This window comes from Lentzea sp. NPDC036955, from assembly GCF_055608005.1.
Window position 1 is genome coordinate 554,640 of the sequence record NZ_JBVJRC010000001.1, and the last position, 23,513, is coordinate 578,152.

19 protein-coding genes are annotated in these 23,513 nt (G+C 71.0%); 7 read left to right on the forward strand and 12 right to left on the reverse strand.

The genetic code is table 11. The features are described from left to right. Nucleotides 1-5: 5 nt before the first annotated feature. Nucleotides 6-953, reverse strand: coding sequence for a right-handed parallel beta-helix repeat-containing protein (locus ACZ7CF_RS02710; protein WP_360386834.1), 948 nt, complete (start codon nucleotides 951-953; stop codon nucleotides 6-8). Between the two features lie 245 nt (nucleotides 954-1,198). Between ACZ7CF_RS02710 and ACZ7CF_RS02715 the strand changes: the two genes are divergently transcribed. Beyond that, complete coding sequence (locus ACZ7CF_RS02715; protein ID WP_470368632.1) at nucleotides 1,199-2,662, forward strand: oligosaccharide flippase family protein; 1,464 nt, start codon at nucleotides 1,199-1,201, stop codon at nucleotides 2,660-2,662. Nucleotides 2,663-2,722: 60 nt separating this feature from the next. Beyond that, nucleotides 2,723-3,544 (forward strand): APH(3'') family aminoglycoside O-phosphotransferase, encoded by an 822-nt coding sequence (locus ACZ7CF_RS02720; protein ID WP_470368633.1) that lies wholly within the window; start codon nucleotides 2,723-2,725, stop codon nucleotides 3,542-3,544. A 12-nt stretch (nucleotides 3,545-3,556) separates the two neighbouring features. Here the strand turns inward: ACZ7CF_RS02720 and ACZ7CF_RS02725 are convergent, their stop codons facing one another. From ACZ7CF_RS02725 to ACZ7CF_RS02750, 6 genes are all read right to left on the reverse strand, one after another. Beyond that, nucleotides 3,557-4,753, reverse strand: coding sequence for a glycosyltransferase family 4 protein (locus ACZ7CF_RS02725; RefSeq protein WP_458434445.1), 1,197 nt, complete (start codon nucleotides 4,751-4,753; stop codon nucleotides 3,557-3,559). A gap of 2 nt (nucleotides 4,754-4,755) precedes the next feature. Further along, nucleotides 4,756-5,913, reverse strand: coding sequence for a glycosyltransferase (locus tag ACZ7CF_RS02730; protein WP_470368634.1), 1,158 nt, complete (start codon nucleotides 5,911-5,913; stop codon nucleotides 4,756-4,758). Nucleotides 5,914-5,930: 17 nt separating this feature from the next. Further along, nucleotides 5,931-9,896, reverse strand: a complete 3,966-nt coding sequence (locus ACZ7CF_RS02735; protein ID WP_470368635.1) for a DUF4082 domain-containing protein — start codon at nucleotides 9,894-9,896, stop codon at nucleotides 5,931-5,933. A 277-nt stretch (nucleotides 9,897-10,173) separates the two neighbouring features. Beyond that, nucleotides 10,174-11,031: a COG1361 family protein gene (locus tag ACZ7CF_RS02740; RefSeq protein WP_360386821.1), complete on the reverse strand. Its 858-nt coding sequence runs from the start codon at nucleotides 11,029-11,031 to the stop codon at nucleotides 10,174-10,176. 67 nt (nucleotides 11,032-11,098) lie between these two features. After that, nucleotides 11,099-12,601: a sugar transferase gene (locus ACZ7CF_RS02745; protein WP_360386819.1), complete on the reverse strand. Its 1,503-nt coding sequence runs from the start codon at nucleotides 12,599-12,601 to the stop codon at nucleotides 11,099-11,101. Nucleotides 12,602-12,977: 376 nt separating this feature from the next. Beyond that, nucleotides 12,978-13,193: an RNA-binding S4 domain-containing protein gene (locus ACZ7CF_RS02750; protein WP_360386817.1), complete on the reverse strand. Its 216-nt coding sequence runs from the start codon at nucleotides 13,191-13,193 to the stop codon at nucleotides 12,978-12,980. 91 nt (nucleotides 13,194-13,284) lie between these two features. Here ACZ7CF_RS02750 and ACZ7CF_RS02755 point away from each other — a divergent pair, with 91 nt between their 5' ends. Continuing rightward, entirely contained in the window at nucleotides 13,285-13,968 is a 684-nt protein-coding gene (locus ACZ7CF_RS02755; protein WP_470368636.1) for a DUF2306 domain-containing protein, read from the forward strand. A 269-nt stretch (nucleotides 13,969-14,237) separates the two neighbouring features. Here the strand turns inward: ACZ7CF_RS02755 and ACZ7CF_RS02760 are convergent, their stop codons facing one another. Genes ACZ7CF_RS02760 through ACZ7CF_RS02775 form a run of 4 tightly spaced genes read right to left on the reverse strand, consistent with a single transcriptional unit; the run spans nucleotide 14,238 to nucleotide 16,735 of the window. After that, on the reverse strand, nucleotides 14,238-14,654 hold the full coding sequence (locus ACZ7CF_RS02760) for an SLATT domain-containing protein (RefSeq protein ID WP_360386813.1): 417 nt from the start codon (nucleotides 14,652-14,654) through the stop codon (nucleotides 14,238-14,240). Continuing rightward, on the reverse strand, nucleotides 14,651-15,853 hold the full coding sequence (locus ACZ7CF_RS02765) for a hypothetical protein (protein ID WP_470368637.1): 1,203 nt from the start codon (nucleotides 15,851-15,853) through the stop codon (nucleotides 14,651-14,653). Before ACZ7CF_RS02765 ends, ACZ7CF_RS02760 begins: the two co-directional genes overlap by 4 nt. A 43-nt stretch (nucleotides 15,854-15,896) precedes the next feature. Further along, nucleotides 15,897-16,019: a hypothetical protein gene (locus tag ACZ7CF_RS02770; RefSeq protein WP_360386808.1), complete on the reverse strand. Its 123-nt coding sequence runs from the start codon at nucleotides 16,017-16,019 to the stop codon at nucleotides 15,897-15,899. After that, the gene (locus ACZ7CF_RS02775) at nucleotides 16,016-16,735 is read right to left on the reverse strand and encodes a haloacid dehalogenase-like hydrolase (RefSeq protein ID WP_360386805.1); all 720 of its coding nucleotides are present in this window, start codon (nucleotides 16,733-16,735) and stop codon (nucleotides 16,016-16,018) included. The genes ACZ7CF_RS02770 and ACZ7CF_RS02775 overlap by 4 nt, the downstream gene beginning before the upstream one ends. Nucleotides 16,736-16,771: 36 nt before the next feature. Here ACZ7CF_RS02775 and ACZ7CF_RS02780 point away from each other — a divergent pair, with 36 nt between their 5' ends. From ACZ7CF_RS02780 to ACZ7CF_RS02795, 4 genes are all read left to right on the forward strand, one after another. Then, a complete protein-coding gene (locus ACZ7CF_RS02780) occupies nucleotides 16,772-18,157 on the forward strand; it encodes an SDR family NAD(P)-dependent oxidoreductase (protein WP_360386802.1) in 1,386 nt (461 codons plus the stop codon). Nucleotides 18,158-18,251: 94 nt separating this feature from the next. Next, nucleotides 18,252-18,914, forward strand: a complete 663-nt coding sequence (ku, locus tag ACZ7CF_RS02785; RefSeq protein WP_360386799.1) for a non-homologous end joining protein Ku — start codon at nucleotides 18,252-18,254, stop codon at nucleotides 18,912-18,914. A gap of 108 nt (nucleotides 18,915-19,022) precedes the next feature. Then, nucleotides 19,023-21,893: a DEAD/DEAH box helicase gene (locus ACZ7CF_RS02790; protein WP_458433393.1), complete on the forward strand. Its 2,871-nt coding sequence runs from the start codon at nucleotides 19,023-19,025 to the stop codon at nucleotides 21,891-21,893. A 130-nt stretch (nucleotides 21,894-22,023) separates the two neighbouring features. After that, entirely contained in the window at nucleotides 22,024-22,635 is a 612-nt protein-coding gene (locus tag ACZ7CF_RS02795; protein ID WP_470368638.1) for an LPXTG cell wall anchor domain-containing protein, read from the forward strand. A gap of 105 nt (nucleotides 22,636-22,740) precedes the next feature. Here ACZ7CF_RS02795 and ACZ7CF_RS02800 read toward each other — a convergent pair whose 3' ends face one another. After that, nucleotides 22,741-23,487 carry a PIG-L family deacetylase gene (locus ACZ7CF_RS02800; RefSeq protein ID WP_470368639.1) on the reverse strand — a complete coding sequence of 249 codons (747 nt, stop codon included), beginning with the start codon at nucleotides 23,485-23,487 and terminating at the stop codon, nucleotides 22,741-22,743. Between the last annotated feature and the right edge of the window lie 26 nt (nucleotides 23,488-23,513).

The following is a 23,513-nucleotide window of genomic DNA, read 5'->3' on the forward strand; positions in this document are numbered from 1 at the left end:
GCCGGTCAGTTCTTGACGGCCGACCCGTCCTCGTAGGTGTTGTTCACCCACTCGACCTGGCCGTCGAGCCGGGCAGGGCCGTAGACGAAGCCCTTCGTGAAGACGTTGTCGCGGATGACCCGGTTGGTGCCCTTGGGGTCGAGGTAGATCGTGTAGTTGCCGCCGTTGAGGAAGTTGTTCGCGATCAGGATGTTCGACGGCGAGCCGAACTCACCGCCGACGAGGATCGCCGAAGTCTGGTTCTTCGGGTTCTCGATCCGGTTGTGGCGGATGGTGATGTTGGAGCCACCGGTGATCTGGATGCCGTCGTTGTGGTCGCCGGGACCCTTGCTCAGGTCGTGGATCCACGAGTCGACCAGGCTCGCGCCGGTGTCCATCTTCACGCCGTCCGAGCAGCCGCTGATGTTGATGCGCACCGAGGTGACGCCCCCGTAGCCGACGCCGTACTCGCAGTCGTCGGAGCCGATGATCTCGACGTCCTGCACGGTGAGCCGGGTGAACTTGTCCACGAGGTAGACGCCCCACTGGCCGGTCGCCCTGACCTGGCTGCGGGTGATCTTGACGTCGTTCGCGGTGACGCGCACCGAGCAGGGGATCTGCTTGCCGTCGATGACCGTGCCGGCCTTGTCGATCAGGTACTCGCCGCCCTTGCAGGGCAGCGGGGCGAGCTTGACGCCGGTGTGCGCCCAGCCGGTGTTGTCGGGACCGGGCCAGCCCCCCGCGGCGGGCGGTGTGGGGGTCGACGGGGGCTTGGGCGTCGTGGTCGTCGGCAGCGGCGGCGCGACCGACGACTGGGTGCTGCTGGGTGCGGCGCTGCTGGAGCTGGCCGGGGCCGGCGAGGACGTCTCGGTGGACGTCGGCGCGGCACCGGTGGGGTCGCCCTCCTCCGCTCCCGCTCCGGCCTTGCAGCCGGCGAGCGCCAGCGCGGCCGCGATCACCACAACAACGGACAACCGTGCCGGCCGACCATTGTTCCCACAGGTCACGGCCCTATCACGGGCAGTTCTCATGAAGAATTCCTTCGCGTGATCATTGTGCAGTACACGGCGGACACCGACCAATGTCACCCACGTCCGTCCAACCGCGACTTCGCGGCAGCACGGCACTTCTTACCCCATGGCCCGGCGGTTGCCAAACCCCCGCAACCAATTTCCCGAGCCATAGGAATAATTGATGACCCGTTGCGCGGGGAGTACGCATGACCGGCGAAGAACCGATCACCACCACAAAAGACGCCGACCACCTGGCGAAATCCACTTCAGGCGGAAAGGTCCGCCGCGCACTCGGCTTGAGCTTCCTGAACACGGTGTTCGGCAAAATTGGAACGCTGCTCACAGGAATCCTCCTCGCGCGGGTTCTCGTGCCGGAGGACTTCGGTGTCTTCGCGGTCGCGCTGGTCGCTCTCGGGGCTCTGCTCGCGATCAACGAGCTCGGCGTCAGCCTGGCACTGGTGCGCTGGCCCGGCGACCCGAGGGAGATCGCGCCGACCGTCACGACGATCTCCATCGCGTCCAGCGGCCTGCTCTACGCCCTGTGCTGGTTCGCCGCGCCCGCGTTCTCCGAGGCGCTGGGGGCACCCGACGCGACCGGTGTGGTGCGGCTGCTGTGCCTGTCGGTGCTGATCGACGGCGCGACGGCCGCGGCCGCGCAGTTCACCAACCGCGAGTTCCGCCAGGGCGCCCGGCTCGCGGTCGACATGTCGAACCTGGTGCTCACGACCGGGGTGACCGTGGCGCTGGCGCTGGCCGACCACGGGGCGTGGAGCCTCGCGTGGGGCAGGCTCGTCGGCAACGCGCTGTCGGCCATCCTGTTGTTCCGGCTCGTCGCGCTGTGGCCGAAGCCCGGTTTCGACCGCAGGCAGGCCCGTGAGCTGATGACGTTCGGCCTGCCGCTGGCCGGGGCGAGCCTGCTCGTGTTCGCAATGCTGAACGTGCACTTCGTGATCACCGGCTCGCTGCTCGGCGCGGTGGCGCTGGGCCTGTACCTGCAGGCGTTCAACCTGTCGAGCTGGCCGGTGAACATGTTCTCGGTGGTGATCCGCCGGGTGTCGCTGGCCGCGTTCGCCCGCGTGCAGGACTCGCCGGCCGAACGCGAGGCGCTGCTGGCCAGGTTCACGACGCTGCTGATGGCCGGCGCGTTGCCGGTGTGCGCGCTGCTGGGCCTGCTGGCGCTGCCGACGGTGACGACGCTGTACGGGCACAACTGGGCCGGGTCGGCCGCCGCGTTGCAGTTCCTGGTGGTGCTCGCGATCGTGCGGGTGGTCACCGAGCTCGCCTACGACTACCTCGTCGCGCTGAACCTGCCCTCCCGCACGATGTGGTTGCAGGCGGGCTGGCTCGTGGTGCTGGTCGCGCTGCTGCCGCTGGGGGCGATGTGGGACGGCATCCGCGGGGTGTCGGCGATGCACGCGCTGATCGCGGTGTTCCTGGTGCTGCCCGCGTACACGCTCGCCGTGACCCGCACCGGCGTGCGCCTGCGCGTGCTGCTCGCGGCGGTCGCACGGCCGGCGCTCGGCTGCTCGCTGCTGGCCGCGGTGGTGCTGGTCGTCCGGTGGCTCACCGAACCGTCGGTCCTCCAGCTGCTGCTCGGCGCGGGCCTCGGCGGCGCCGTCCACCTGGCCGTCGTGTGGCCGCTGCGCAACCTCGTCAAACACCTCGGCTGACCGCTCCCGACCGCGTTGCGCGCGGTAATCCGGTGGAGGGCGCTGGCTAGGATGATCTTCATGGCTGGGAGGTCACCGGTTCCCGAGTGGGAGTCCCTGCTCGTCCGGCGGCTTCCCGGCACGTGGGAGCCCGTCACGGGTGGGGATTCGGGCGCTCGTGTCCTGCGCAGTGCCGACGGCTCGCGGTACGCCAAGTGCGTACCCGCAGAGCAGCAGGACCTCCTGGCACGGGAACGGGACCGGGTCGACTGGCTCAGCAGCAGCGGTGTCCCGGGCCCGGTGGTGCTCGAATGGGTCGCCGACGCCGACGCCGCCTGCCTGGTGACCAGCGCTGTCCGCGGGGTGCCCGCCGACAGCATGCCGGCCGACGCGCTTCGGCGGGCGTGGCCGTCCATCGCGGAGGCCGTGCGCGGGTTGCACGCGTTGCCCGCAGGCGACTGCCCGTTCACCCGGGACCTGGGGCAGATGTTCGCCGTCGCCCGGGACGTCGTCGCGCGGGGTGCGGTCAACCCGGAATTCTTGCCGGTCGAGCAGCAGCAGGCGGCTCCTGCAGAACTGCTCGCGAGGCTTGCCGTGCAGGTCGACCGCCGCCTTGAGCAGGAAGCCGCCGACACCGTCGTCTGCCACGGTGACCTGTGCCTGCCCAACATCATCCTCGACCCCGGCACGGCCGGCGTCGCGGGCTTCATCGACCTCGGACGCCTCGGCCGGGCAGACCGGTACGCCGACATCGGCCTGCTGCTCGCCAACGCCAGGGAGACGTGGGAGGACGAGGACCGGGCGATCGCCGCCGACGACGCCTTCGCCGATGGCTACGGCATCGCGCTCGATGTCGACCGGCAGCGGTTCTACCTCCACCTGGACCCGCTCACCTGGGGGTAGCCCGCGGTCCGGTCAGCGGCGGGTCGCGGCCGCGTTGGCGTCGTCCACGGCGACGCGGCCGCGCAACCGTTCGACCTTGCGGCGCACCTTGTACGCCGCCAGACCGCTCGTGGAGCGCACGACGTCCAGCAGGTCGGTGCCGGCCGTGCGCGCGGCGATCTCGTACTCCTGCTCCTGCAGCTCGGCGGCACGGCGCAGGCTGAACCGGTCGACCACGAGCTTGCGCCCGAACTCCCCCAGCTCGGCGCGCAGCCGCGGTGACTCGACGAGCCGCCGCAGAGCAGCCGTCAGCGACGGCACCCCGTCCCCGCCGAAACCCCACCAGCCGCCCGACAGGAACCCCGGCAGGCTCTCCTCGGTGACCAGCTCGCTGAACCCGTCGAGCCCCAGCACCACCAACGGCTTGCCGAACGACAGCGCGCGCAGCGCAGAGCCGCCCATGCCGGCCGCGATGTCGGCGGCGGCGTACGCGGGCCGGGGGTCGGCGAGCTGACCGGTCAACACGACCGCACGACGGCCCGCGCGCGCGTTGGCCTTCTCCGCGCGTTCGGCGATCTCGGACCGCGCCGGACCGTCGCCGACGATGGCCAGCTGGGCGTCGTCGAGCTCCGCCACGGCGTCGCACGCGGCCAGCAGGCCCGGCAGCTTCAGGTCCGGCACGAGCCGCGACACCGCCACGACCAGCGGCGCGTCGGTGAGCCCGTGCCGGGCGCGGAACCCGCCGTCGGCGAACCCCGGGTGGTCGCCGTCGGTGTCGACGGGCGGTTCCAGCAGCGTCACGCGGTGGTGCCCGGCGGCCACGGCCTCCTGGCGGATCTGCTCGGTGCCCACGATCAACGGGATCGAGCGCGGGAAGAACGGCACCACCGACATCGACATCACGGTCGCGATCGGCGCGGCCGTGCGGCGGATCCCGGCGCCGTACAGGGCCTCGAACGCGGGCGGCCACTCGTAGCCGTGCACGACGTCGATGCCGCGCGAGCGCACCAGCCGGTTGATCGTCGAGACCACCCGGCGGTCGGGGCGCTTGCGCCGCAACGGGATCTCGACGTGCTCCAGGCCGTGCGCGGCGACCAGCGGCACCAGCTCCCCCGGTTCGGACACCACGACCACCTCGTGCCCGCGGTCGCGCACGGCCGCGGCGAGCTGGAGCGCGTTCAGCTGGGAGCCCCCGAGCTCCATGCTGTGGGGGTAGACGACGACCCGCATGCTCACCTCTGCCGGGAACCTTCCGCGACGCGCAGGCCGATGGCGCCGGCCACCACCGCCGCGCGGGCCTGCCACGAGTGCTGCTCGGCGAAGCGCTGCCGGCGCGCGGGGTCCTGCGGCGCCCTGAGCGCGGTCAGCACCGCGCGGGCGAGCTCGACCGGGTCCCCCACCGCCACCACGTCGGGCGACTCGGCAGCGAGCCGGAGCGTCGCGGGCAGTGCGCTGCCGACGACAGGGCGCCCGGCAGCGAGGTACTCCAGCGTCTTCAACGGGAACGAGGCGCGGTTGAACGCCGTGTCCGCGTACGGGGTGAGCCCGACGTCCATGCGCCGCAACCACTTCGGCAGCTCGGCGAACGGGACCGCGCCGGGGTGGTGCACGTTCGGGCGGGCGACGAGGGCGGGGAACCGCTCCGGCTCCCACGCCGGGTCGCGCGGTCCGACGAGCAGCAGCCCGATCCCGGTGTCCGCCACGGCTTCGAGGTACCGGATGTCGATCCGGTCGGTCAGCTGCCCGACCACACCGGCGACCTCGTCCGGGAACCCGTCGGGCAGGCCGGCGGGGACGACGGACTCGATGCCGCGGTAGGCCGCCGTGTCGCAGCCGTTCGGCACGACCACGGGGTCCGCGCCGAGCTCACGCCAGCGCGCGGCCAGCTCCGGTGTCACCGCGAGCACCACGTCCGTGCGGGCCAGTGCCGCCTTCTCCTGCGCGCGCAGCCGGGACGCGTCCTGGTTCATCAACGCGGCACCGGAGACCCAGTCGTCGGTGCCGTACAACACGTTCAGCGCGTCCCAGCGGCCGAGCACGTCGTCGAAGGAGCACGCGATGACGGCGTGCGGCCTGCGCGGGAGGCGCTGCTTCACCTGGGCCCGCACCAGCGGCCACGTGGTCGCGCGGATGCCGGGCCTGGTGAGGCCCGGCAGCGCGATCGGGGTCAGGCGCGTGACGCCGGGGAGGGCCTCGCGCACGGAGGGACGCCACGACCGGCGGGTGCTGCCGATGCCCCGGTACCGCTGGGGCGTCACGGGTGAGACCGGCGGGTCCACCCACAGCACGTCCGCGTGGGCCGTGAGAGCTTCGGTGAGCTGGCGTTCGGAACCCCGAACGCCGTCCCACGTCACTCCCGAGAACAGCACGACCAGCGGTCGTGGCGTCACTCAGATCAACTCCTGTGTCAGCTTCCCGGGGTGAACACGACGTCCACCCAGTAGTTCGCACCGCCGAAGGTGTCACCGGGGAAGCCCGTGCCACCGCGGAACACACCGTTCGGAGATGCTGCCGCGGCCAGCGGCGGACTGCTGACCGCCGACCGGTTGAAGTACCCGGCGTCGGCGGAGTAGCGGCCGACGGTCGTCGTGTACGAGGCCACGTACGTCTGGCCGGCGGTGATCGGCACCGGGGTGTCGAACACGAGCGTCTGCCAGCCGGTCGCCGTCTCGTTCACGAACGTGCCCGTCGCGAGGCTGGTGCCGTTCGACGCCCACAGCGACCCGGTGTGCGTGCCGGTGTTGCCCGCGCCCTTGTAGAACTTGACGCCGGACACCTGGCCGTTGACCGCCGCGGTGAACCGCACGCCCAGCTCGTAGGCGTTGTTGTCGTTGGACGACGTCACCGCGGGCAGGGCGGCGGCGCTGAACAACGAGCACGGGCAGGTCGCGGCCGAGGTCGTCGTGAACGACCACGTGGCCGGGCTGGTCGTGGCGTTGCCGTTGACGTCCAGGATCCGCAGCTCGGCCGCGTACTGCGTACCCGGTGCGAGCGGGGCGTCCGGCGTCCAGGTCACCGTCTTGCCGTCACCGGAGACGGCGAACGCGCCGGAGGTGCCGGCCCCACCGGGGTCCTTGAGCGAGAGCTGCGCCGACGCCACGTCGACCGGCTCGTTGAAGGTGGCGGTGACGGTGGTGTTCAGCGCGACACCGGTGGCTCCCGGCGCGGGCGTCCTGGCGGTCAGGATCGGCGGCGTGCTGTCGCCGTTCGCGCCGTTGCGCCAGATCACGTCGACCCAGTAGTTCGTCGAGTTGTACGTGCCGGTGGGGAAACCACCGCCGGTGCCGTAGCGGTACACGCCGTTCGGGCCGTCCACACCGGACTTCAGCGCGTGCAGCGAGTAGTAGTCGTGGCTGGAGTTGAAGCTGCCGTTGGTGGCGGAGTAGCGGCCGTTCGGCGCGTAGTAGGACACCACGTAGGTGGTGTTCGCCTGCACGTCGACGGGCTGGTCGAACGTCAGCGTCTGCCAGCCGCTCGCCGTCTCCCCGTTGAACGTGCCGGTCGCGAGCCGCTGCCCGCTCGCCGACCACAGCGAACCGGTGTGCGTGCCGGAGTTGCCGAAGCCCTTGTAGAACCGGACGCCCAGCACCTGGCCGCGGCCGTCGAAGCGGATCTTGGTGCCCACCTCGACCGCGCCCGTGTCGCTCACCGCGTTGACGGCGGGCGCCGCGAAGTCGTCCCACACCGTGCACGGGCACGTGGCGCCGCGCGGGGTACCGGTGGTGAAGGACCACAGCGTCGGGCTCGGCGTGTTGCCGGACAGGTCGGTCGCCTTCCCGGACACGTCGTAGGTCGTGCCCGGCAACAGCGGGTTGTTCGGCGTGAAGGTGGCCTTCATGCTGTTGGCCGCCACCGAGATCGTGCCGGACACACCGCCGTTGGGGCCGTTGACGAGGATCTGCGCCGAGCTCGGCGTCACCGGCTCGTCGAAGGTGATGCTGACCGCCGGGGTCAGCGAGACGCTGCCCTGCTGGTTCAGCGGGTCCGTGGACAGCGTGCCGGGGGCGCGGGTGTCCGGACCGGGGTCGAGCGCGAAGATCGGGTCGACCCAGTAGTTGGCGTTGCGGTAGCTGTCGGTCGGGAAGCCGGACGACCCGCCGCGGAACACGCCGTTCGGGTTGCCGGAGACGCCCTTGGCCGCCGACAGCGGTTCCAGGCCCACCGCCGCGCTCGTGAAGTAGTCGGCGTCACCGGCGTAGCGGCCGTTGGGCGCGAAGTACGACGCGACGTAGGTGGTGTTCGCCGAGACCTGCACGGCGGTCGGGAACGTCAGCGTCTGCCAGCCGGTCGCCGTCTCCGCGCCGAACGTGCCGGTGGCCAGCCGCTCACCGCCGGCCGACCACAGCGAGCCGGTGTGCACGCCGGTGTTGCCGGTGCCCTTGTAGAACCGGACACCGCGGACGTACCCGTTCACGCTGGACTGGAACTTCACGCCGAGCTCGATCGCGCCGCCGTCGTTGGTCGACGGCACCGCCGGGGTGGCGTTCTCCGTCCAGATGGTGCACGGGCAGTCGCGGGCGAGCACGGTGACGTCGCGGCTCACCGCGGCCGAGAGGTTCGCGGAGTCGTCGACCGCGCGGACCTTCAGCGTCTTGGGACCGGCGGCCGAGAAGGTGTGCGTGTAGTTCCACGACGCCGTGCCCGCGGTCCAGTTGGCCGGGTGCCAGGTGGCGCCGTTGTCGACCGAGACCTCGACGCCGGCGACGCGGCCCGACGAGTCGATCACCGTGCCGTTGAACGTGTAGCCGGTGCCGACGGTCGGCGAGTTCGTGGTGCCGAACGCGACCGACGGCGGTGCGGTGTCGGTGCTCGCGGTCGTGGCGAAGAGGTTCGGTTCCAGCGTGGTGGGCTGGACGCCCATGTCCGCCAGCAGGTTCACCGTCGCCTGCTTGATCCGGATGTCCGAGGTCGGCTCGTCGGTGCGGAACGCGTGCTCGTCCTCCAGGCCCCACGCCCACTGCACGGTGCCCGCGCCGAAGACCAGCGCGCCGGAGGAGTGCCTGTACAGCGTCAACGCGTGCGTCTTCGTGCCGCTCCTGTAGAGGTCACCGTGGTTCTGCAGGACGTACTGGCCGTCCATCGTCACCGTCGTGCGCGACAGCTGCGCCACGCCCGGCGGCTGGAAGCCGTTGTCCTCGACGGAGTCCCACTCGTAGCCCAGGGTGCCCGGCTTGAAGGAGTAGGCGCCGGTCGTCATGGACGCGAGCGGGGTGTTGCGCCACAGCCGCATCTTGCCGTAGGCGGCGGGGACGACCAGGGAGTCGTCGCGGCGGCCGTTGACCGTGAAGATCTGGCCCAGCAGGGCGTTCTCCGGGTTCGCGCCGTTGGGCGAGGTGGTGAACCGCGGGTCGCGCCAGGTGCCGGTCCACTCAGGGCTCGGGTCGATCTTGGCGCTGGCCTTGGTCTCCTTGTAGGTCACCACGGTCCGCCAGTCCGTCGGCGAGGAGCCGAGGCTGGGGGCCCAGCGGTGCTTCCAGAAGACCTCGTTGCCGGTCATGAACGCGAGGTGCACGCCGGCGGCCCGTGCGTTCTCCACGGCGGTGCGCTGTTCCCTCGACCAGTACTCGTCGTGGCCGACGGCCATGAACACCTTGTGGTTGAGGATCAGGTTGCCGCGGCGAGCGGTGTCGGCGTTCGTGGTGTAGCTGACGTCGTAGCCGTTCTTCTCCAGCCAGGTCAGCATCGGCACCTCGGCGTTGAAGATGAAGTTCTCGTCACCGGTGTTCGCGATCGGGCGGTTGTAGCTCACCGCGTAGGCCGAGCCGCCGTCACCGGGACCGGAGCCGTAGTAGAGGCTGTTGCCGCCGTAGCGGTTGTAGGCGTGCCAGGTGGCGTCGGAGGTCTGGAAGAAGATCTTCGACCGGCTGGAGTCGTCGCGGATGACGAACGCGATCTCGTTCTCACCGCCGGTGTCGTTGCGGTGCAGCACGGCGTAGTAGAGGCCGGACACGGTGTCGGAGGGCACGTCCCAGGTGAGGGAGACGGCCCAGTTGCCGCAGTCGACCAGCGCGACGGCCGAGTCGGGCAGGCAGTCGACCGGCTGGCTCTGCGGGGTGGTGCGGTCGAGCTGCTTGACCAGGCGGGCGCCGGCACCGCCGTAGTAGCCGAGGCGGAAGATGTCGATCCGGTAGGACAACGCGTCCGTCTTGACCTTGAACTTGACCTGTCCGCCAGGAGTCGAGCTGATGTCGGTCGTGTAGCCGACGATCGAGTCGTCGAGCGAGTTGAGCGACCAGTTCGCGTCACCGGTCCTGGTGTTCTCGCACGCGACCTTGTTCACCACCGGTGCGTCGCACGGCGCTGCCTGCGCGGCCGGGGCGAGCACCACGGCCGGCACGACCACAGCGGTGGCCAGCACCGCTGCGGCTGTCACTTTCGCACCCATTGATCTCAGGCGACTCCTGGGATCGGACAAGGACATGGGCGTCTACCTCTTCTTCCTGGTTGCTGCCCCAGACGATGGTTGCCACGAGCACACCGCCGCCGCACCTCCAACCGGCTCTCCCACCAGCCCAGGGCGACTCTCCACAGTGAACTTCGGGACGATACCTGCGTTCGTTACAAGGAATTCCGCTGAGCGGCCCAACGGTCGCGATTAGTCCGATCAGCGGAATCACTTGTGTCACAACGCATTGACGGGGAGCGATCAACTACCGGCAGCTGACCAGGACCAGGCTGACGACTGTGCACTGTGTACTCGCGGCGTCATTGCCCGTGTTCGGGTCGATCGGGTCCGAACCAGTGCGGGCCGCGCGGAACTCGTAGTCCAGCCCGATGTTCAGCAGCCGCACCGGGACCGAGAACGCGAGCTTCGTGCTCGCACCGGGTTCGAGGCGCGGCACCGGGCAGGCCACCGTGTTGCCACTGGCGGTGCACGTGCCGTTCACCCCGGTGATGCCCGGCGGCAACGTCGTGGTCACCACGCCGCTGAGCAACGCGTTCGGGCCGTGGTTGGTCACGTCGACGGTGAAGTCGATGCGCGGCACCAGGATTCCGAGCCGGGGCGTACCGGTGACCTTGGCCACCTGCAGGTCCGCTTCCGTGTGGACGGTCAACTGTGGACCGTCCACGGGGAACGTCGCGTAGTTGCTGCCGGACAGCTGCGCCTGGAGCGTGCCGGTACCGCCGACCGCGTCCTGCTTCACCGCGAGGGTGAACGTGACGGTCGCGGACTGGTAGCCGCCGAGCGCCTCGGCCAGTGCCGCGCGGTAGCCCGTCGGGCCACTGGGTCCGGTCAGCGTCGTGCAGCTGGCCGCACCGGTGCAGCCCACCAGGGTCGTGTACTCCGCGATGGCCCGCGGGGCGCCGAACAACCTGGCAGAGGGCTGCAGGACCGTGAAACCGTTGATGTTGGTGAGCTTCACCGTCACCGTGAACTGCTCGCCCGGTCGCACCACGGCCGCGCTCGAGGTCAGTTCCACCTCGGGCGGGGCCGCCGTGGCCGGCACCGCCGCAGCGGCGCCGAGCAGTCCGGCGATCGTCGTGATCGCCAGCGTTCGCCGAAACATCGTTCTCCTCCGGCTCGTCGTTGTTCCAGACCGATCCACTCCCCTCCCCCCGGAGGCCTTGGGCACCTCAGTACGCGCCGTGGCCGCCGAAGACGGCCCTGAACGTCTTCCACAGGATCACCGCGTCCAGGGCGAGGGACCAGTCCTCGACGTAGCGCAGGTCCAACCGCACCGACTCCTCCCAGGAGAGGTCGCTGCGCCCGCTCACCTGCCACAGCCCGGTCAGCCCCGGCTTGACGAGCAGCCGGCGCCGCACGTCGGAGGAGTACCTCGCGCTCTCCTCCGGCAACGGCGGGCGGGGGCCGACCAGCGACATGGCGCCGGTGAGCACGTTGAGCAGCTGCGGCAGCTCGTCGATCGAGTAGCGCCGCAGGAACGAGCCAACCTTGGTGATGCGCGGGTCCTTCTTCATCTTGAACAGCAGTCCGTGGCCCTCGTTGGCCGCGGCGAGCCTGGTGCGCAACGCGTCGGCGTCGGTGACCATCGTGCGGAACTTGATGATCGTGAACGGGACGCCGTCCTTGCCGACGCGCTTCTGGCGGTAGAACACCGGACCGCGGCTGTCGATCATCACGAACGCCGCGACCGCGAACATCAGCGGTGCGAGCAGGAGCAGCAGGAGGAACGCGCCGACCTTGTCGACGACGCCCTTGACGAGGCGGCGGAACCCGGTCAGCGCCGGTTCGCTCACCCGGAGCAGCGGCATGCCGAGCACGGCGCTCATGTGCAGGCGAGGACCGGCGACCTCCATCAGGCCCGGCGAGACGACCATCTCGGTGCCGGAACCCTCCAGCGCCCAGGCGAGCTGCTGCAGCCTGCGCGGAGTCCAGTAGGCGTCGGGGGTGACGGCGACGATGCGGTAGCCGCCGCGGCGGACCTGGTCGGCGAGCTCGCGCAGCTGGCCCACGACGGGCACGCCGTCGACGTCGGGACCGACGCGGCCGCGGCCGTCGAGCGTGCAGACCGCGTCCACGCGCCAGCCCAGGTGGGCCATGCGGCGGGTGCGGTGGATGAGGTCCTCGACCGTTTCCAGGTTGCCCGCGGCCAGGACGGAGAGCATGAACCTGCCTTCACCGCGACCGCTGTGCAGCGGCCGGCGCAGGAGGTAGCGCAGGGGGAAGGCCACCAGGGCGATGGCGGGCACCACGACGAACACCCACAGGCGGGCGCCGGGGATGTCGACGGCGAGCGCACCCAGACCGAGTGCGACCACCGCCCCGAACAAGCCCCGGCCGAGCCGCCGGAACTCCTCGGCCCCCTGACCGAGCACGGCCGGCGTCCAGACCCGGTTGAGGGTGAGCGAGCCGACCACGACGACTACTGTGAGTATGTCCAGCAGGGCAAGGGAAAGCGGGCCGAAGGCGGCGTGCCGCGAGTGCATGACGGCGCCCACCGCCACGACGACCAGCACCGTCGTCAGCACGTCGGCCGTGATGACGGCGTAGCGGTAGCGCGTCTCCCACCGTGCGATCGGCGGGTGCGTCTGTCTGTGTTCGTGGCTGCGTTCAGGACTGAGCGTCGAGCCCCGCCCGTGCACAGCGTCACGGGCAGAGCGGACCTGCTCACTCATCGTTGTGATCTCCCCGGCTCAGCGGTGATTCCGGACGTGCAGGTGCGCAGGTCACCCCGAGGACCTTTGGTGCTCCGCGCAGACCGCACAGCCCCTCCCACAGGGCGGTGCCGGAAATCCCGGAGCTTGCAAACCGTGATTCGCCCGCTCCGGCGTCCGCGTTACAGGCTGTGGAAAAAAGTTTCCTCCGCGCCCGAATGGCGGACGTGACGTGCGTCTCACCATCTGGAAACCGAGCAGCCACAAGACGATTGGCCAAGTCCACAACGGACACAAATGTCACGCGCGGTATGAGCCGATGGTCGGAAAAAGGTCTTCAGACTCTGGTGCTTCGACCTGTTTTGAGCGTTGTATTACCGCCGAACGGAGCAATCACCTACGGCCGAACGGAAATGCGCACCTCTTCCCGGCCGACCACCACCACGTCACCCGCGCGCAGCTGCGCACCCCTGCGCAGCTCCACGGCACCGTTGACGTGGACCTCTCCGTCCTCGATGAGCTCCTTCGCGTGCGCGCCGTCGTCCGCGAGCTGGGCCAGCTTGAGGAACTGCCCTAGCCTGATCGGCTCTTCCGAGATCTCCACCGTCCGCATGAGCCGCATCATCCCAGTAGGGCCGTCCCCACTGCTCGCTCGGGGGCGCGCACCAGGGCGAACGGGTGACGTCGTTGACAGGCTCACGGTCATGAAAACTTCGTGGGGGTACACCGCCTGGTTGGCGGTGTCGGGACTGGTCGCGGTGGGCATCACGGCGTTCGCCGCGAGTGCCTACGTCACCCTGGACGTGGCGCAGGCGCGGCCGGAACTGCACGGGCCGGTGCATTACGGCCTGCTTGTCGCGCACATCTTCACCGGAACGGTCGCGGTCCTCGCGGGCGTCTCGCAGTTCTGGCCGCGGCTGCGGGCCAGGCACCCGCGGGTGCACCGGGTGCTGGGCCGCGTGTACTTCGGCGCGGTCCTGCCGTCGTCGGTGCTGGGCGTCGTGTGCGCGCAGCTGTCGTTCTACGGGCTGGCGTCCTCGGGGCCGCTGGCGCTGCTGTCCGTCCTGTGGTTCGCGAGCGCCGTCCTGGGCCTGCGGACGGCACGGCGGCGCCAGTTCGGCGCTCACCGCATCTGGATGATCCGCGGGTTCGCGCTGACGGGCGCCGCCGTGACCGGCAGGCTGTGGGGACTGCTGCTCGGCGGCCTGCTGCCCGAGGCGGACGGGCTGCTGGTCTTCGCCACCGCGAACTGGCTGTCGTTCGTGGTGAACCTGCTGGTCGCCGAGTGGTGGATCCAGTCGCGGGGCTACACCCGCGCCTTGCCCTCCACGGCCGACAGGCCGAGCATCTCGAGCAGGTCGGCGCAGTCCAGGGCGTCGGTCGCGTGACACGCCACGGTGCGCGCGGCCTTGCTGTTCTGGATCGTGCTGTGCTCCTTCTCCGCAGCCTTGGCCTCGGCGAAGGTGCCGGTGTCAGGCTCAGCCAAAGGGGTACGCGCCCAAGTCATGTCGTGCCTGCTTCCGCATCGGGGGATGTGGTCATCATGACAACGGGATCACCGAAACACCAGAACTAGTGCTTTCCGTAATCGATCGTCCACGGAGCGTGCAAAACGCGAAAACGCTTTCCGCGGCTGTTTTTGATCAATTACCGGGAATCAGCGCCCGTACCTGAGCACGGACTCCACTTCGGTCACGAATGCGACGAGGCGCTCGTCGTCCACGTCGTCGGGCGTGGGACCGTCCACGGCGAGCCGTTGCAGCGCAACGGATGCCGCGGCGTTCTCCCGCGCCAGCCGGCGGAAGCCGAACGTCGCCTCGTACGCGGTGACCGCGGTGGCAAGTGCCGCAAGGGTTGTGGCCGCGAAGCCCCACACCGCGCGGCGCGGTCCGTCCGCCATCCCGGCTGCGGCCGCTGCGGCGGCCGCGATGAACAGCGCGGCGGCGATCGCCACCGTCCACGTGCGAGCGCTGGAGTACCGCCTGCGGCCGCGTTCGAAGTGGTCGAGGCGGTCGGAGAACCGGTGCCGCAGGTACGCCTCGACGAACTGGGCCTGGCGCTGCTCGTCGCTCATGTCCGCACCACCTCGTGCTTGCGGTCGCTGACCGCGGCCTCCAGGTCCGCCACCCGGTCCTGCCGCTCCTCCTGCGTGCCGGGAGCGGGAGCGGCGAGGTGGGCGAAGTACAGCGCCCGCAACCGTTCCGCGCGGGCACGGGCGGTCAGGTACCTGTCGAGCGACTCCCGCTTGCGCGCCACGATCGTGATCGCCGCGGCGAACGCGCCACCGGCCACCACGAGCACACCGGGCCACGGCGTCTCGTTCAGCCACGTCTGCAGCGCGCCGAACACCGTGGTCGTGAGCCCGCCGGCGATCGCGAGGACCGCGAGCAGCCGGTAGCGGTTCTGCTCCGCCTCCGCCTCCGCGTCGAGCTCGTGGAACACCGGCGCCACGACCTGGTTCGCGTCGTGGATGGCGTCGGCGAGCAGCGGGTAGGCGACCACGAAACCGGGGTCGACGAGCGGGCGCGGTTCCGGTGCCCGGTAGCGGACCCGCGGCCAGATCCGCGGCGGCATGACGGGCTTCTCCTCGCCCAGCAACCGTTCCAGTGCGGTGACGACCTTGCCGGGTCCCTCGTCGGCGTGGACGACGGAGACCTTGCCGCTGCGCACCAGCACGGCGAGGTCGCCGGTCAGGTCACCGGTCGCGATCCGGTCGGCCAGCCCGCCGGTGCCCGCGACGACGAGCAGCGGGTGGTCGCCGCTGAGGTGCTCGACGACCTCCTGCTCGCTCTCGCCGCCGACGACGAGCGCGACGGTGGCCTTCTTGCCGCGGATCGCGTCCACCACGCGGAACAGCACCGGTGTGGCGTCCGTCCACTCCGAACCGGGGACGACGACGGCGACGCCGTGGTTGGGTTCCAGCGCGACCTGGTCACCGGTGGGGGTCTCGGTGCGGTCGTGCACCTTGCTGGAGGGTGCGACGCCGACCACGACGGGCCAGCGCCCCTCACAGGCCTGCAGGGCCAGGCCCAGCAGGTGGACCACACCCCTGTCGGTGCCTTCGGTGACGAACACGGCGCCGTTGCGCGCCGCGATCACCACCACGGATCTGAGCACCGGCAACAGCTTCGCGGCGAGATCCGTCTCGATGTCCGCTGTGGAGCCGAACACGGGGATCACCGCGCGGCCTCGGGGCAGACCGAGGGAACGGGGCCTTATGTCGGCGTCCGGCTGGGACAGCCGGGTGACCGTCGGGCCGCCTGCATTGGGCATGCCGCGCACCATAACGTCGTGATCGACCGCGGACCAGGGCCGTTCAGACGTCCTCGTCGAGCGGGACCTCGCGCTCGGCGTCGAGCGGCGCCGGCTCGACCGGCTCCTGGGGCACCACGTCCTGCTGCTGTTCGGCGCTGTCGGCTTCAGGCACTTCGGGGTTCATGCGGTGCGGGTTCCCCCGTCCAGGCCGGACCACACGTGCCGGCGCACCCGGTCGAGGTCGCTCAGGTCGTCGAGCACGGTCGTGGCACCGGCCGCGGCGAGCTGCGCGGCGGTGCTGCGCCCGGTGGCGACCGCGACGAGCCGCACCCCCGAGTCCAGCGCGGCGCGCACGTCGTGCGGCGTGTCGCCGATCAGCACGACCTCGTCGTCGGCGAACCGGCGGACGTGCCGGGCCCGGTCGCGGGCGAACGCCACCAGCTCGGCCCGGTCGGCGTGATCGTCGCCATAGGCGCTGACGTCCCAGTCGACCAGGTGCGCGAGCCCGAACTCCTCCAGCTTCACCCGCGCGACGCTGCCCAGGTTGGCCGTCAGCACGCCCTGGTGCACCCGCGGGTCGGCGGCGAACGCCTCCAGCGCCTCCCGCGCGCCCGGCAGCACCTCGCCGTGCCCGGTCAGCTCGCCGCGACGGGCCTCGAAGCAGCCGGCCAGCGCCGCCGCGAGCCGCGCGGAGGACTCCGGCGTGTGCTCGATGCCGTGCTGCCGCAGGCACTCGGCGATGATGTCCAGCTCGGTGCGTCCGCCCAGGTCGACGGGGCCGGCGAGGTCCCGCCCGAACGCGGTGCGGAACGCCTCCCGGTACATCAGCCCGCCGAAGCCCCTGGCCGAGATCAGCGTGTTGTCGATGTCCCACAGGACCAGCACGTCGGGACCCGTCACCGGACCGCCACCTCTCCACCCGTAAAATGCCTGCTCATGACCTCGATCGACCCCGCAGAGCTGGAAGTCTGCCTGCGCGTGCTGGCACAGGTCGAGGACCTGCCCGCGGAACACGACGACGCGGTGCGCGTCCGCCTGGCCACCGCCAAGATCTTCAAGGCCGCGAAGAAGCACCGGAAGTCCGAGCGCAGGGCCGCCATCACCGCGAACGACCGCGCGGTGACCTCGCTCACCGCGACCGGCTCACCGGACCGCATCGACGACGAGACCCAGGGCCTGCCGCTGGTCTCGACCGCCGCCGGTGCCACCGCGGGCACCCTGCTGCGCGCCCGGTCCTGCTACACCTGCCGCAAGCGGTTCGTCGAGGTCGACGCCTTCTACCACCAGCTCTGCCCCGACTGCGCCCGGTTCAACCACGGCAAGCGCGACGCGCGGACGGACCTCACCGGCCGCCGCGCGCTGCTCACCGGCGGCCGCGCGAAGATCGGCATGTACATCGCGCTGCGGCTGCTGCGTGACGGTGCCCACACCACGATCACGACCCGGTTCCCCAAGGACGCCGCGCGCCGGTTCGCGCAGATGCCCGACGCCGGCGAGTGGATCGACCGGCTGCGCATCGTCGGCATCGACCTGCGCGACCCCGCCCAGGTGCTCGGGCTCGCCGACTCGGTGGCCGACCAGGGGCCGCTCGACATCCTGATCAACAACGCGGCGCAGACCGTGCGCCGCTCCCCCGGCGCCTACGCGCCGCTGGCCGCCGCCGAGCACGAGGCGCTGACCGGCGACGCCCGCCGCCCCGAGCTGATCACGTTCGGCGGTCACGGCCAGCTGGCCCTGCCCGGCACCGCAGTCCCCGAGGCGCACTCGGTCACGACGCTCGCGTTGATGGCGGGCGGCAAGGAGATCGACGCGGGCGGTCTCGTGCCGGACACGGCGGCGACGAACTCGTGGATCCAGAACGTCGACGAGGTCGACCCGGTGGAGCTGCTGGAGGTGCAGCTGTGCAACTCCACGGCGCCGTTCCTGCTGATCTCCCGGCTGCGCGCGTCGATGGCGAAGTCGTCGTACCGGCGCAAGTACGTGGTGAACGTGTCGGCCATGGAGGGCCAGTTCTCCCGCGTGTACAAGGGTTCCGGCCACCCGCACACGAACATGGCCAAGGCAGCGCTGAACATGTTGACGCGCACCAGCGCCGAGGAGATGCTGCAGGCCGACGGCATCCTGATGACCGCCGTCGACACCGGGTGGATCACCGACGAGCGCCCGCACCCGATGAAGATGCGCCTGGCCGACGAGGGCTTCCACGCCCCGCTGGACCTGGTCGACGGCGCGGCCAGGGTGTACGACCCGATCGTGCGCGGCGAGGCCGGTGAGGACCTGTACGGGTGCTTCCTGAAGGACTACGCGCCCTCGGCGTGGTGACGCACGTGTCCGAGGTACCCGTCGGACGCACCCGAACGAGCTGTTTCGTCAGGTCATAGCGGTATTTGAACACCTGTTCGAGTACTCATTTGTCATGAGGACTGTGTGGCGGGGAGCACTTCGGTTCGGCATGACGACGATGGCGGTGCGGCTGGTGTCCGCGGCGTCCGAGCACCGCGGCAGGGTGCACCTCGTGCACCGCGAGGACAGCGGCCGCGTGCGGCACCAGCAGGTGTGCGGCGAGTGCTCGCTGCACCTGACACCCGACGACATCGGCCGCGGCTACGAGCTCGACGACGGCCGCATCGTGCAGGTGGACCCGCGGGAGCTGCCGGCACCCGAGGAGGGGGTCATCGACGTCCAGCAGTTCGCGCCGGTCGCGGACGTCGACCCGATCTCGTTGCACCGCAGCTACTACGTCGAGCCCGACGACCTGTCGGTGCGCTCGTACGTGCTGCTGCGCGAGACGCTGGAACGCACGAAGACCGCCGCGATCGTGAAGTTCGGGCTGCGCGGCAAGGACACGCTGGCGGCGATCCGGCAGCAGGCGGGTGTGCTCGTGCTGCACACGCTGCTGTGGCCGGACGAGGTGCGCGAGCCGCACTTCGCGTTCCTGCACCGCGACACCGAGGTGCGCACCGGTGAGCTGGCCGCGGCGGCCGCTCTGGTGCGGGCGCAGACCCGGCCGTTCCGGCCGCACGACTACCCGAACTCCCACCACGTGGCGCTGCTCAGGCTGGTCGAGGCAGCCGTCTAGTCAGCGGGCGGACGGGCCGCGTACCGGGGATGGACGCGGGCCGTCCGCCCGTGTCCGCCGGGTGGCGTTGCCGGGGTCCGCCGGTGCCGGCGGCTAGCATCGGCGGTCATGCTCGCCAGTCCGTCGGACCTCGTCGACCTGCTCGAGTGCGAGCACCGCAGCTTCCTGGGGCGTTCGGAGCGGCGGGGTGACCCGGAGGAGCTGCACCGCGCGGCCTCCCGCACGGCCGCCGACGTGCGCGCGGGTGCGGAGATCGTCGAGAACGCCGTCTTCTTCGACGGCGCCTTCCACTGCGCGGTGCCGAGCCTGGTGCGGGTCGGCACCGGCTACGAGCCGTGCTTCGACGGCTCTGAGGCAACTCCCCTGGCCGTGCTGAACCTGACGGCGGCCGCTCTGGCGTTGGGTGCCGAACGCGCGCACCTGCTGGTCAACGGCCGGCGGACGACGTTCCGGGTGGCCGACTTCGCACCGTTGCTGGGCCGTCTGCGGACCAGGCTGGCGAAGCCGGGACCGGCGCCGGCGCGCTCGTGGGGTGACGTGCGGGCGGCCTGCACCGGGTGCCGGTTCGCCCGTCATTGCGCCTCCGGGCGGGAGGAGGCCCGTGACCTGTCGCTCGTGGCCGGACTGCGCGCCGACCAACGGCGGAAGCTGGTTTCGGTTGGCATTGAAACAATCGATGCGCTAGCGGCGACCGAGGAGCGGCCACCCGCCCTGTCCCCCGCGAGCTTCGCCGCGCTGGCCGCGCAGGCCCGGTTGCAGGTGCGGCAGGAGCGCACCGGCGTGACCACCTACGAGGTCGTGGCCCCCGAGGCGTTGCAGACCCTGCCGGAACCGGCGGAGGACGACGTGTTCCTGGAGGTCGAGGGCGACACGTTCCGCACGCCGGGCTGGGAGGGCACGTTCGCGGAGTTCGTCGACCGCACGCCGACCGGCCGGGTCTACCACTTCACGCCGCACGACCTCGCCGGGCGTGCGGCGCGCACCGCGACCAGGGAGTCCGAGGTGGACGAGCTGGTGCGGCGCTGCGTCGACCTGGGTGCGTTGACCCGCCGGGTGCTGCGGGTGTCCACAAGGGAGTACACGCTGCCCGCGCTGCGCCCGTTGCTCGCGGACGACAACCCGACGCGCGGGGTGCGGGACCTGCTGGAGAAGGTGAAGCGGGAGCACGGCGTGCAGACCGCCGTGCGCGACGAGGAGCTGGACGAGGCGGCACGGGAGAAGGCCGCCGAGCGGGCCCGCAGGATGGCGGCGCTGACCGAGCCGCTGCTCGCGGAGGGCCACGCGTTGTTCGCGGCGACCGTCGGCTACCACCGGCGGGAGGCGAGCCCGGCCTGGGGCGACTTCTTCCGGCAGGCCGCGGCGCCGATCTCGGACCTGGAGACGGACTCGAACTGCGCGGTGCCGATCACGCTGCGGGCCGAGGACTGGGTGCCGCCGAGCGGGCGGGTGCGGACGTCGAAGCGGCAGGTGCGCGCGCGGATCGACCCGGAGCGGCCGCACCCGTTCGGCGCGGGCGAGCAGGTCAGGCTGCTCTACCCCGGCAACGTCACGCGCCCGGCCGTGGTGTCCGACGACAACCCGCACGAGCTGGTGCTGACCGAGAGCGCGGCGGCCGAGCACACCGAGCTGCCGCTGGCGGTGCTGCCCGGCAGCCCGGTGCCGGCGAAGCCGAAGGACGAGGCGGTCGCCGAGCTCGCGCAGCAGGCCGTGGAGCTGTTGCCGTTGCTGCCGCGCAGCCCCGGCATCGACCTGATGCTGCGCACGCCGCCCGCGCAGCCGCTGCCGCGCGACGAGGACACGGTGCGGGCGGTGATCAGGGCGGTCGACCAGCTCGACGGCGGCACGCTCGCGGTGCAGGGCCCGCCCGGCGCGGGCAAGACGTACCTCGCGACGAAGCTCGTGGCGCACCTGGTCGACCAGGGCAAGACGGTCGCGGTGACCTCGACGTCGCACAAGGCCGTGGAGAACGTGCTGCGGTCGTGTTCCGGTGACGTGCCGATGGCCAAGCGGCCCAAGGGGAAGCCGGAGGAGGACGTGCCGTGGGACCAGCCGAAGGACAACGGTGCGCTGGCCCGCTGGCGCGAGGAGCACCCGGCCGGGCACCTGGTCGGCGGCACGGCGTGGACGTTCTCCAACGCGGTGATCAAGGCGCAGCCGTTCGACGTGATGATCATCGACGAGGCCGGCCAGTTCGCGCTGGCGGACGCGGTGGCGGTGGGGACGGCGGCCCGCAACCTCGTGCTGCTCGGCGACCCGCAGCAGCTGCCGCAGGTCGTCCAGGGAGTGCACCCGCCGGGGTCGGACGCGTCCGCGCTGGGCCACCTGCTCGGCTCGGCGGACGTCATCCCCGGCCACCTCGGGTACTTCCTCGCGGAGACCAGGAGGATGCACCCCGCGGTGTGCCGCCCGGTGTCCGAGCTGTCGTACTCCGGGCTGCTCCACTCGCACCCGGTGGCGGCGCAGCGGTGGATCGAGGGCGTCGAACCCGGCATCTACCTGCGCGAGGTCGACCACCGGCACAACATCACGTCCTCGGCGGAGGAGGCCGACGCCGTGGTGGACACCGTGCGGTCGCTCGTCGGTCGCACGTGGACGGACAACGGCGAGACGCGCGAACTGACCGACGCGGACGTCCTCGTCGTGGCGCCGTACAACCTCCAGGTGCGGGTGATCCGCCGGCGGCTGGCCGACGCGGGGTTCGACGGGACGCGGGTCGGCACCGTCGACCGGTTCCAGGGCCAGGAGGCACCGGCCGTGGTGATGTCGATGACGTCGTCGTCCACCGTGGACCTGCCGCGCGGCCTGGACTTCCTGCTGTCGCGCAACCGGTTGAACGTGGCGCTGTCCCGCGCGCAGGCGGTGGCCGTGGTGGTCTGCTCACCGCGCCTGCTGGACGCCGACGTGCGCGGGGTGGAGCAGATGCGGCTGGTGGCGGGGTTCATCGCCCTAGCGGAAAACATGAAGGTTTGTTCGTGGTGACACCTCACCGTTGTCAGACGGTGACCTTTCGACTGCCGTCGGTTGCTAGCGTGGCGCGGTTCACCCGGTCGGGTGATTTGTGTTTTGAATGGTTTCCCCGCCACGCATCAACCCTGAGCAGGAGTTTCCGTTGGCAAGACGAGTTCTCGGCGCGTTCGCGGTGACCGCCACCGCGGCTCTGGCGTCAGTGGCGCTGGCCGCGCCTGCCTCCGCACACACCGACGTCGTGGACGCCGGGTGCAACGAGAAGGCCGGCAAGTCCTTCCTGAGCGTCGAGCTCACGAAGTACAACGGCCAGGCCGACAACTTCTTGACGATCACCGTCGACGGCAAGGAGCAGCCCGCTCAGCCGTTCCGCGAGTCGTTCAAGCAGACCTGGACGTTCCCCGCCGACGTCAAGCACGACTTCAAGATCAAGGTCGCCGCGCACGACGATCCCAACAACAAGCACGGCTACTCGAAGACCTACGACCGGTCAAGCACGGCGTGCGTCAAGTACGTCCCGCCGACGACCACCACGACCACGACGCCGCCGGTGACGACCACCACCACGGAGGCGCCCTCGTCCTCCGCCGAGGTGCCGCCGTCGACGACCTCCGCCGCCCCGGCCCCCGGTGGCAGCACCCCCGAGCCGCCGCTCGCCGCGACCGGCGCGTCCCCGACCTGGCTGCTGCTGTCCGGCCTGGGCCTCGTGGGCGCCGGTGCCGCCGCGCTCCTGGTCGTCCGCCGCCGCCGCGCGTGACCCGCTGAAGGGGCGGCCCGCACGTGGCGGGCCGCCCCTTCACGTTCCCAGGCGTCTGCAAGTACCAGTACTTGCAGACGCCTGTGCAGCAAGGGGGGCGGGCGGTCAGAGGGCGAGGGTCTTTTCGGGGCCGTGGCCCGCGCGGATGAAGTACTCCGTGCCGAACGCGTGCGCGAAAGTCTCGTCGTCCAGCGACAGGAAGAACGACTGCTCGGGGATCTGCGAGGCGTGCGCGCGCATGGCGGCCCGCTTCACCCCGAGGTACTCCGCGACGTCCACCTCGGTCGTGATCTCCGACTCAGGCACGGCTCCCTCCATGAGCGGCGGCTCCTCGGCCCCCGACCGCTTCATCGCCTCCCGGAACCGCGTCTCGCTCACCATCGCCTGGTACACGGCGGGCGTGCCGGCGATCTCCGCGGCCCGCATGCCCACCCGGTGCACCTGGATGTGGTCGGGGTGCCCGTACCCGCCGAAGCTGTCGTAGGTGGTGAACGCCTTCGCGTCCTCCTCCCGCAGGATCGCGGCCAGCTTGTGCGCCGCCTCCTCGACGTCCGCGGTCCAGAACGAACCGGGCCGGTCGTTGAGCTCGTCCCCCATCATCCCGGAGTCGCGGTAGCCCAGGAACTCGACGCGGTGCACCCCCAGCAGCTCGGCGGCGGCGTGCGTCTCCCGCACCCGGCGCTCCCACAGCTCCTCGCCCTCGTCGAGGAAGTCGGGAACCTCGCCGCTCTCACCGCGGGTGGCGACGACGAGCACGACCCGGTGGCCCTCGTCGGACGCCTTCCGCATCACACCTCCCGTGACGATGCACTCGTCGTCGGGGTGGGCGTGGAACGTCACCAGTGTTGCCATGGGTAGGACGTTACCCGCGGCGGGCG

Coding starts and splice junctions, on each gene's coding strand:
- ACZ7CF_RS02715 (WP_470368632.1), top strand. CDS start 1,199: ATGACCGGCGAAGAACCGATCACCACCACAAAAGACGCCGACCACCTG.
- ACZ7CF_RS02720 (WP_470368633.1), top strand. CDS start 2,723: ATGGCTGGGAGGTCACCGGTTCCCGAGTGGGAGTCCCTGCTCGTCCGG.
- ACZ7CF_RS02725 (WP_458434445.1), bottom strand. CDS start 4,753: ATGCGGGTCGTCGTCTACCCCCACAGCATGGAGCTCGGGGGCTCCCAG.
- ACZ7CF_RS02740 (WP_360386821.1), bottom strand. CDS start 11,031: ATGTTTCGGCGAACGCTGGCGATCACGACGATCGCCGGACTGCTCGGC.
- ACZ7CF_RS02745 (WP_360386819.1), bottom strand. CDS start 12,601: ATGAGTGAGCAGGTCCGCTCTGCCCGTGACGCTGTGCACGGGCGGGGC.
- ACZ7CF_RS02750 (WP_360386817.1), bottom strand. CDS start 13,193: ATGCGGACGGTGGAGATCTCGGAAGAGCCGATCAGGCTAGGGCAGTTC.
- ACZ7CF_RS02755 (WP_470368636.1), top strand. CDS start 13,285: ATGAAAACTTCGTGGGGGTACACCGCCTGGTTGGCGGTGTCGGGACTG.
- ACZ7CF_RS02760 (WP_360386813.1), bottom strand. CDS start 14,654: ATGAGCGACGAGCAGCGCCAGGCCCAGTTCGTCGAGGCGTACCTGCGG.
- ACZ7CF_RS02765 (WP_470368637.1), bottom strand. CDS start 15,853: ATGCCCAATGCAGGCGGCCCGACGGTCACCCGGCTGTCCCAGCCGGAC.
- ACZ7CF_RS02770 (WP_360386808.1), bottom strand. CDS start 16,019: ATGAACCCCGAAGTGCCTGAAGCCGACAGCGCCGAACAGCAGCAGGAC.
- ACZ7CF_RS02780 (WP_360386802.1), top strand. CDS start 16,772: ATGACCTCGATCGACCCCGCAGAGCTGGAAGTCTGCCTGCGCGTGCTG.
- ku (WP_360386799.1), top strand. CDS start 18,252: ATGAGGACTGTGTGGCGGGGAGCACTTCGGTTCGGCATGACGACGATG.
- ACZ7CF_RS02790 (WP_458433393.1), top strand. CDS start 19,023: ATGCTCGCCAGTCCGTCGGACCTCGTCGACCTGCTCGAGTGCGAGCAC.
- ACZ7CF_RS02800 (WP_470368639.1), bottom strand. CDS start 23,487: ATGGCAACACTGGTGACGTTCCACGCCCACCCCGACGACGAGTGCATC.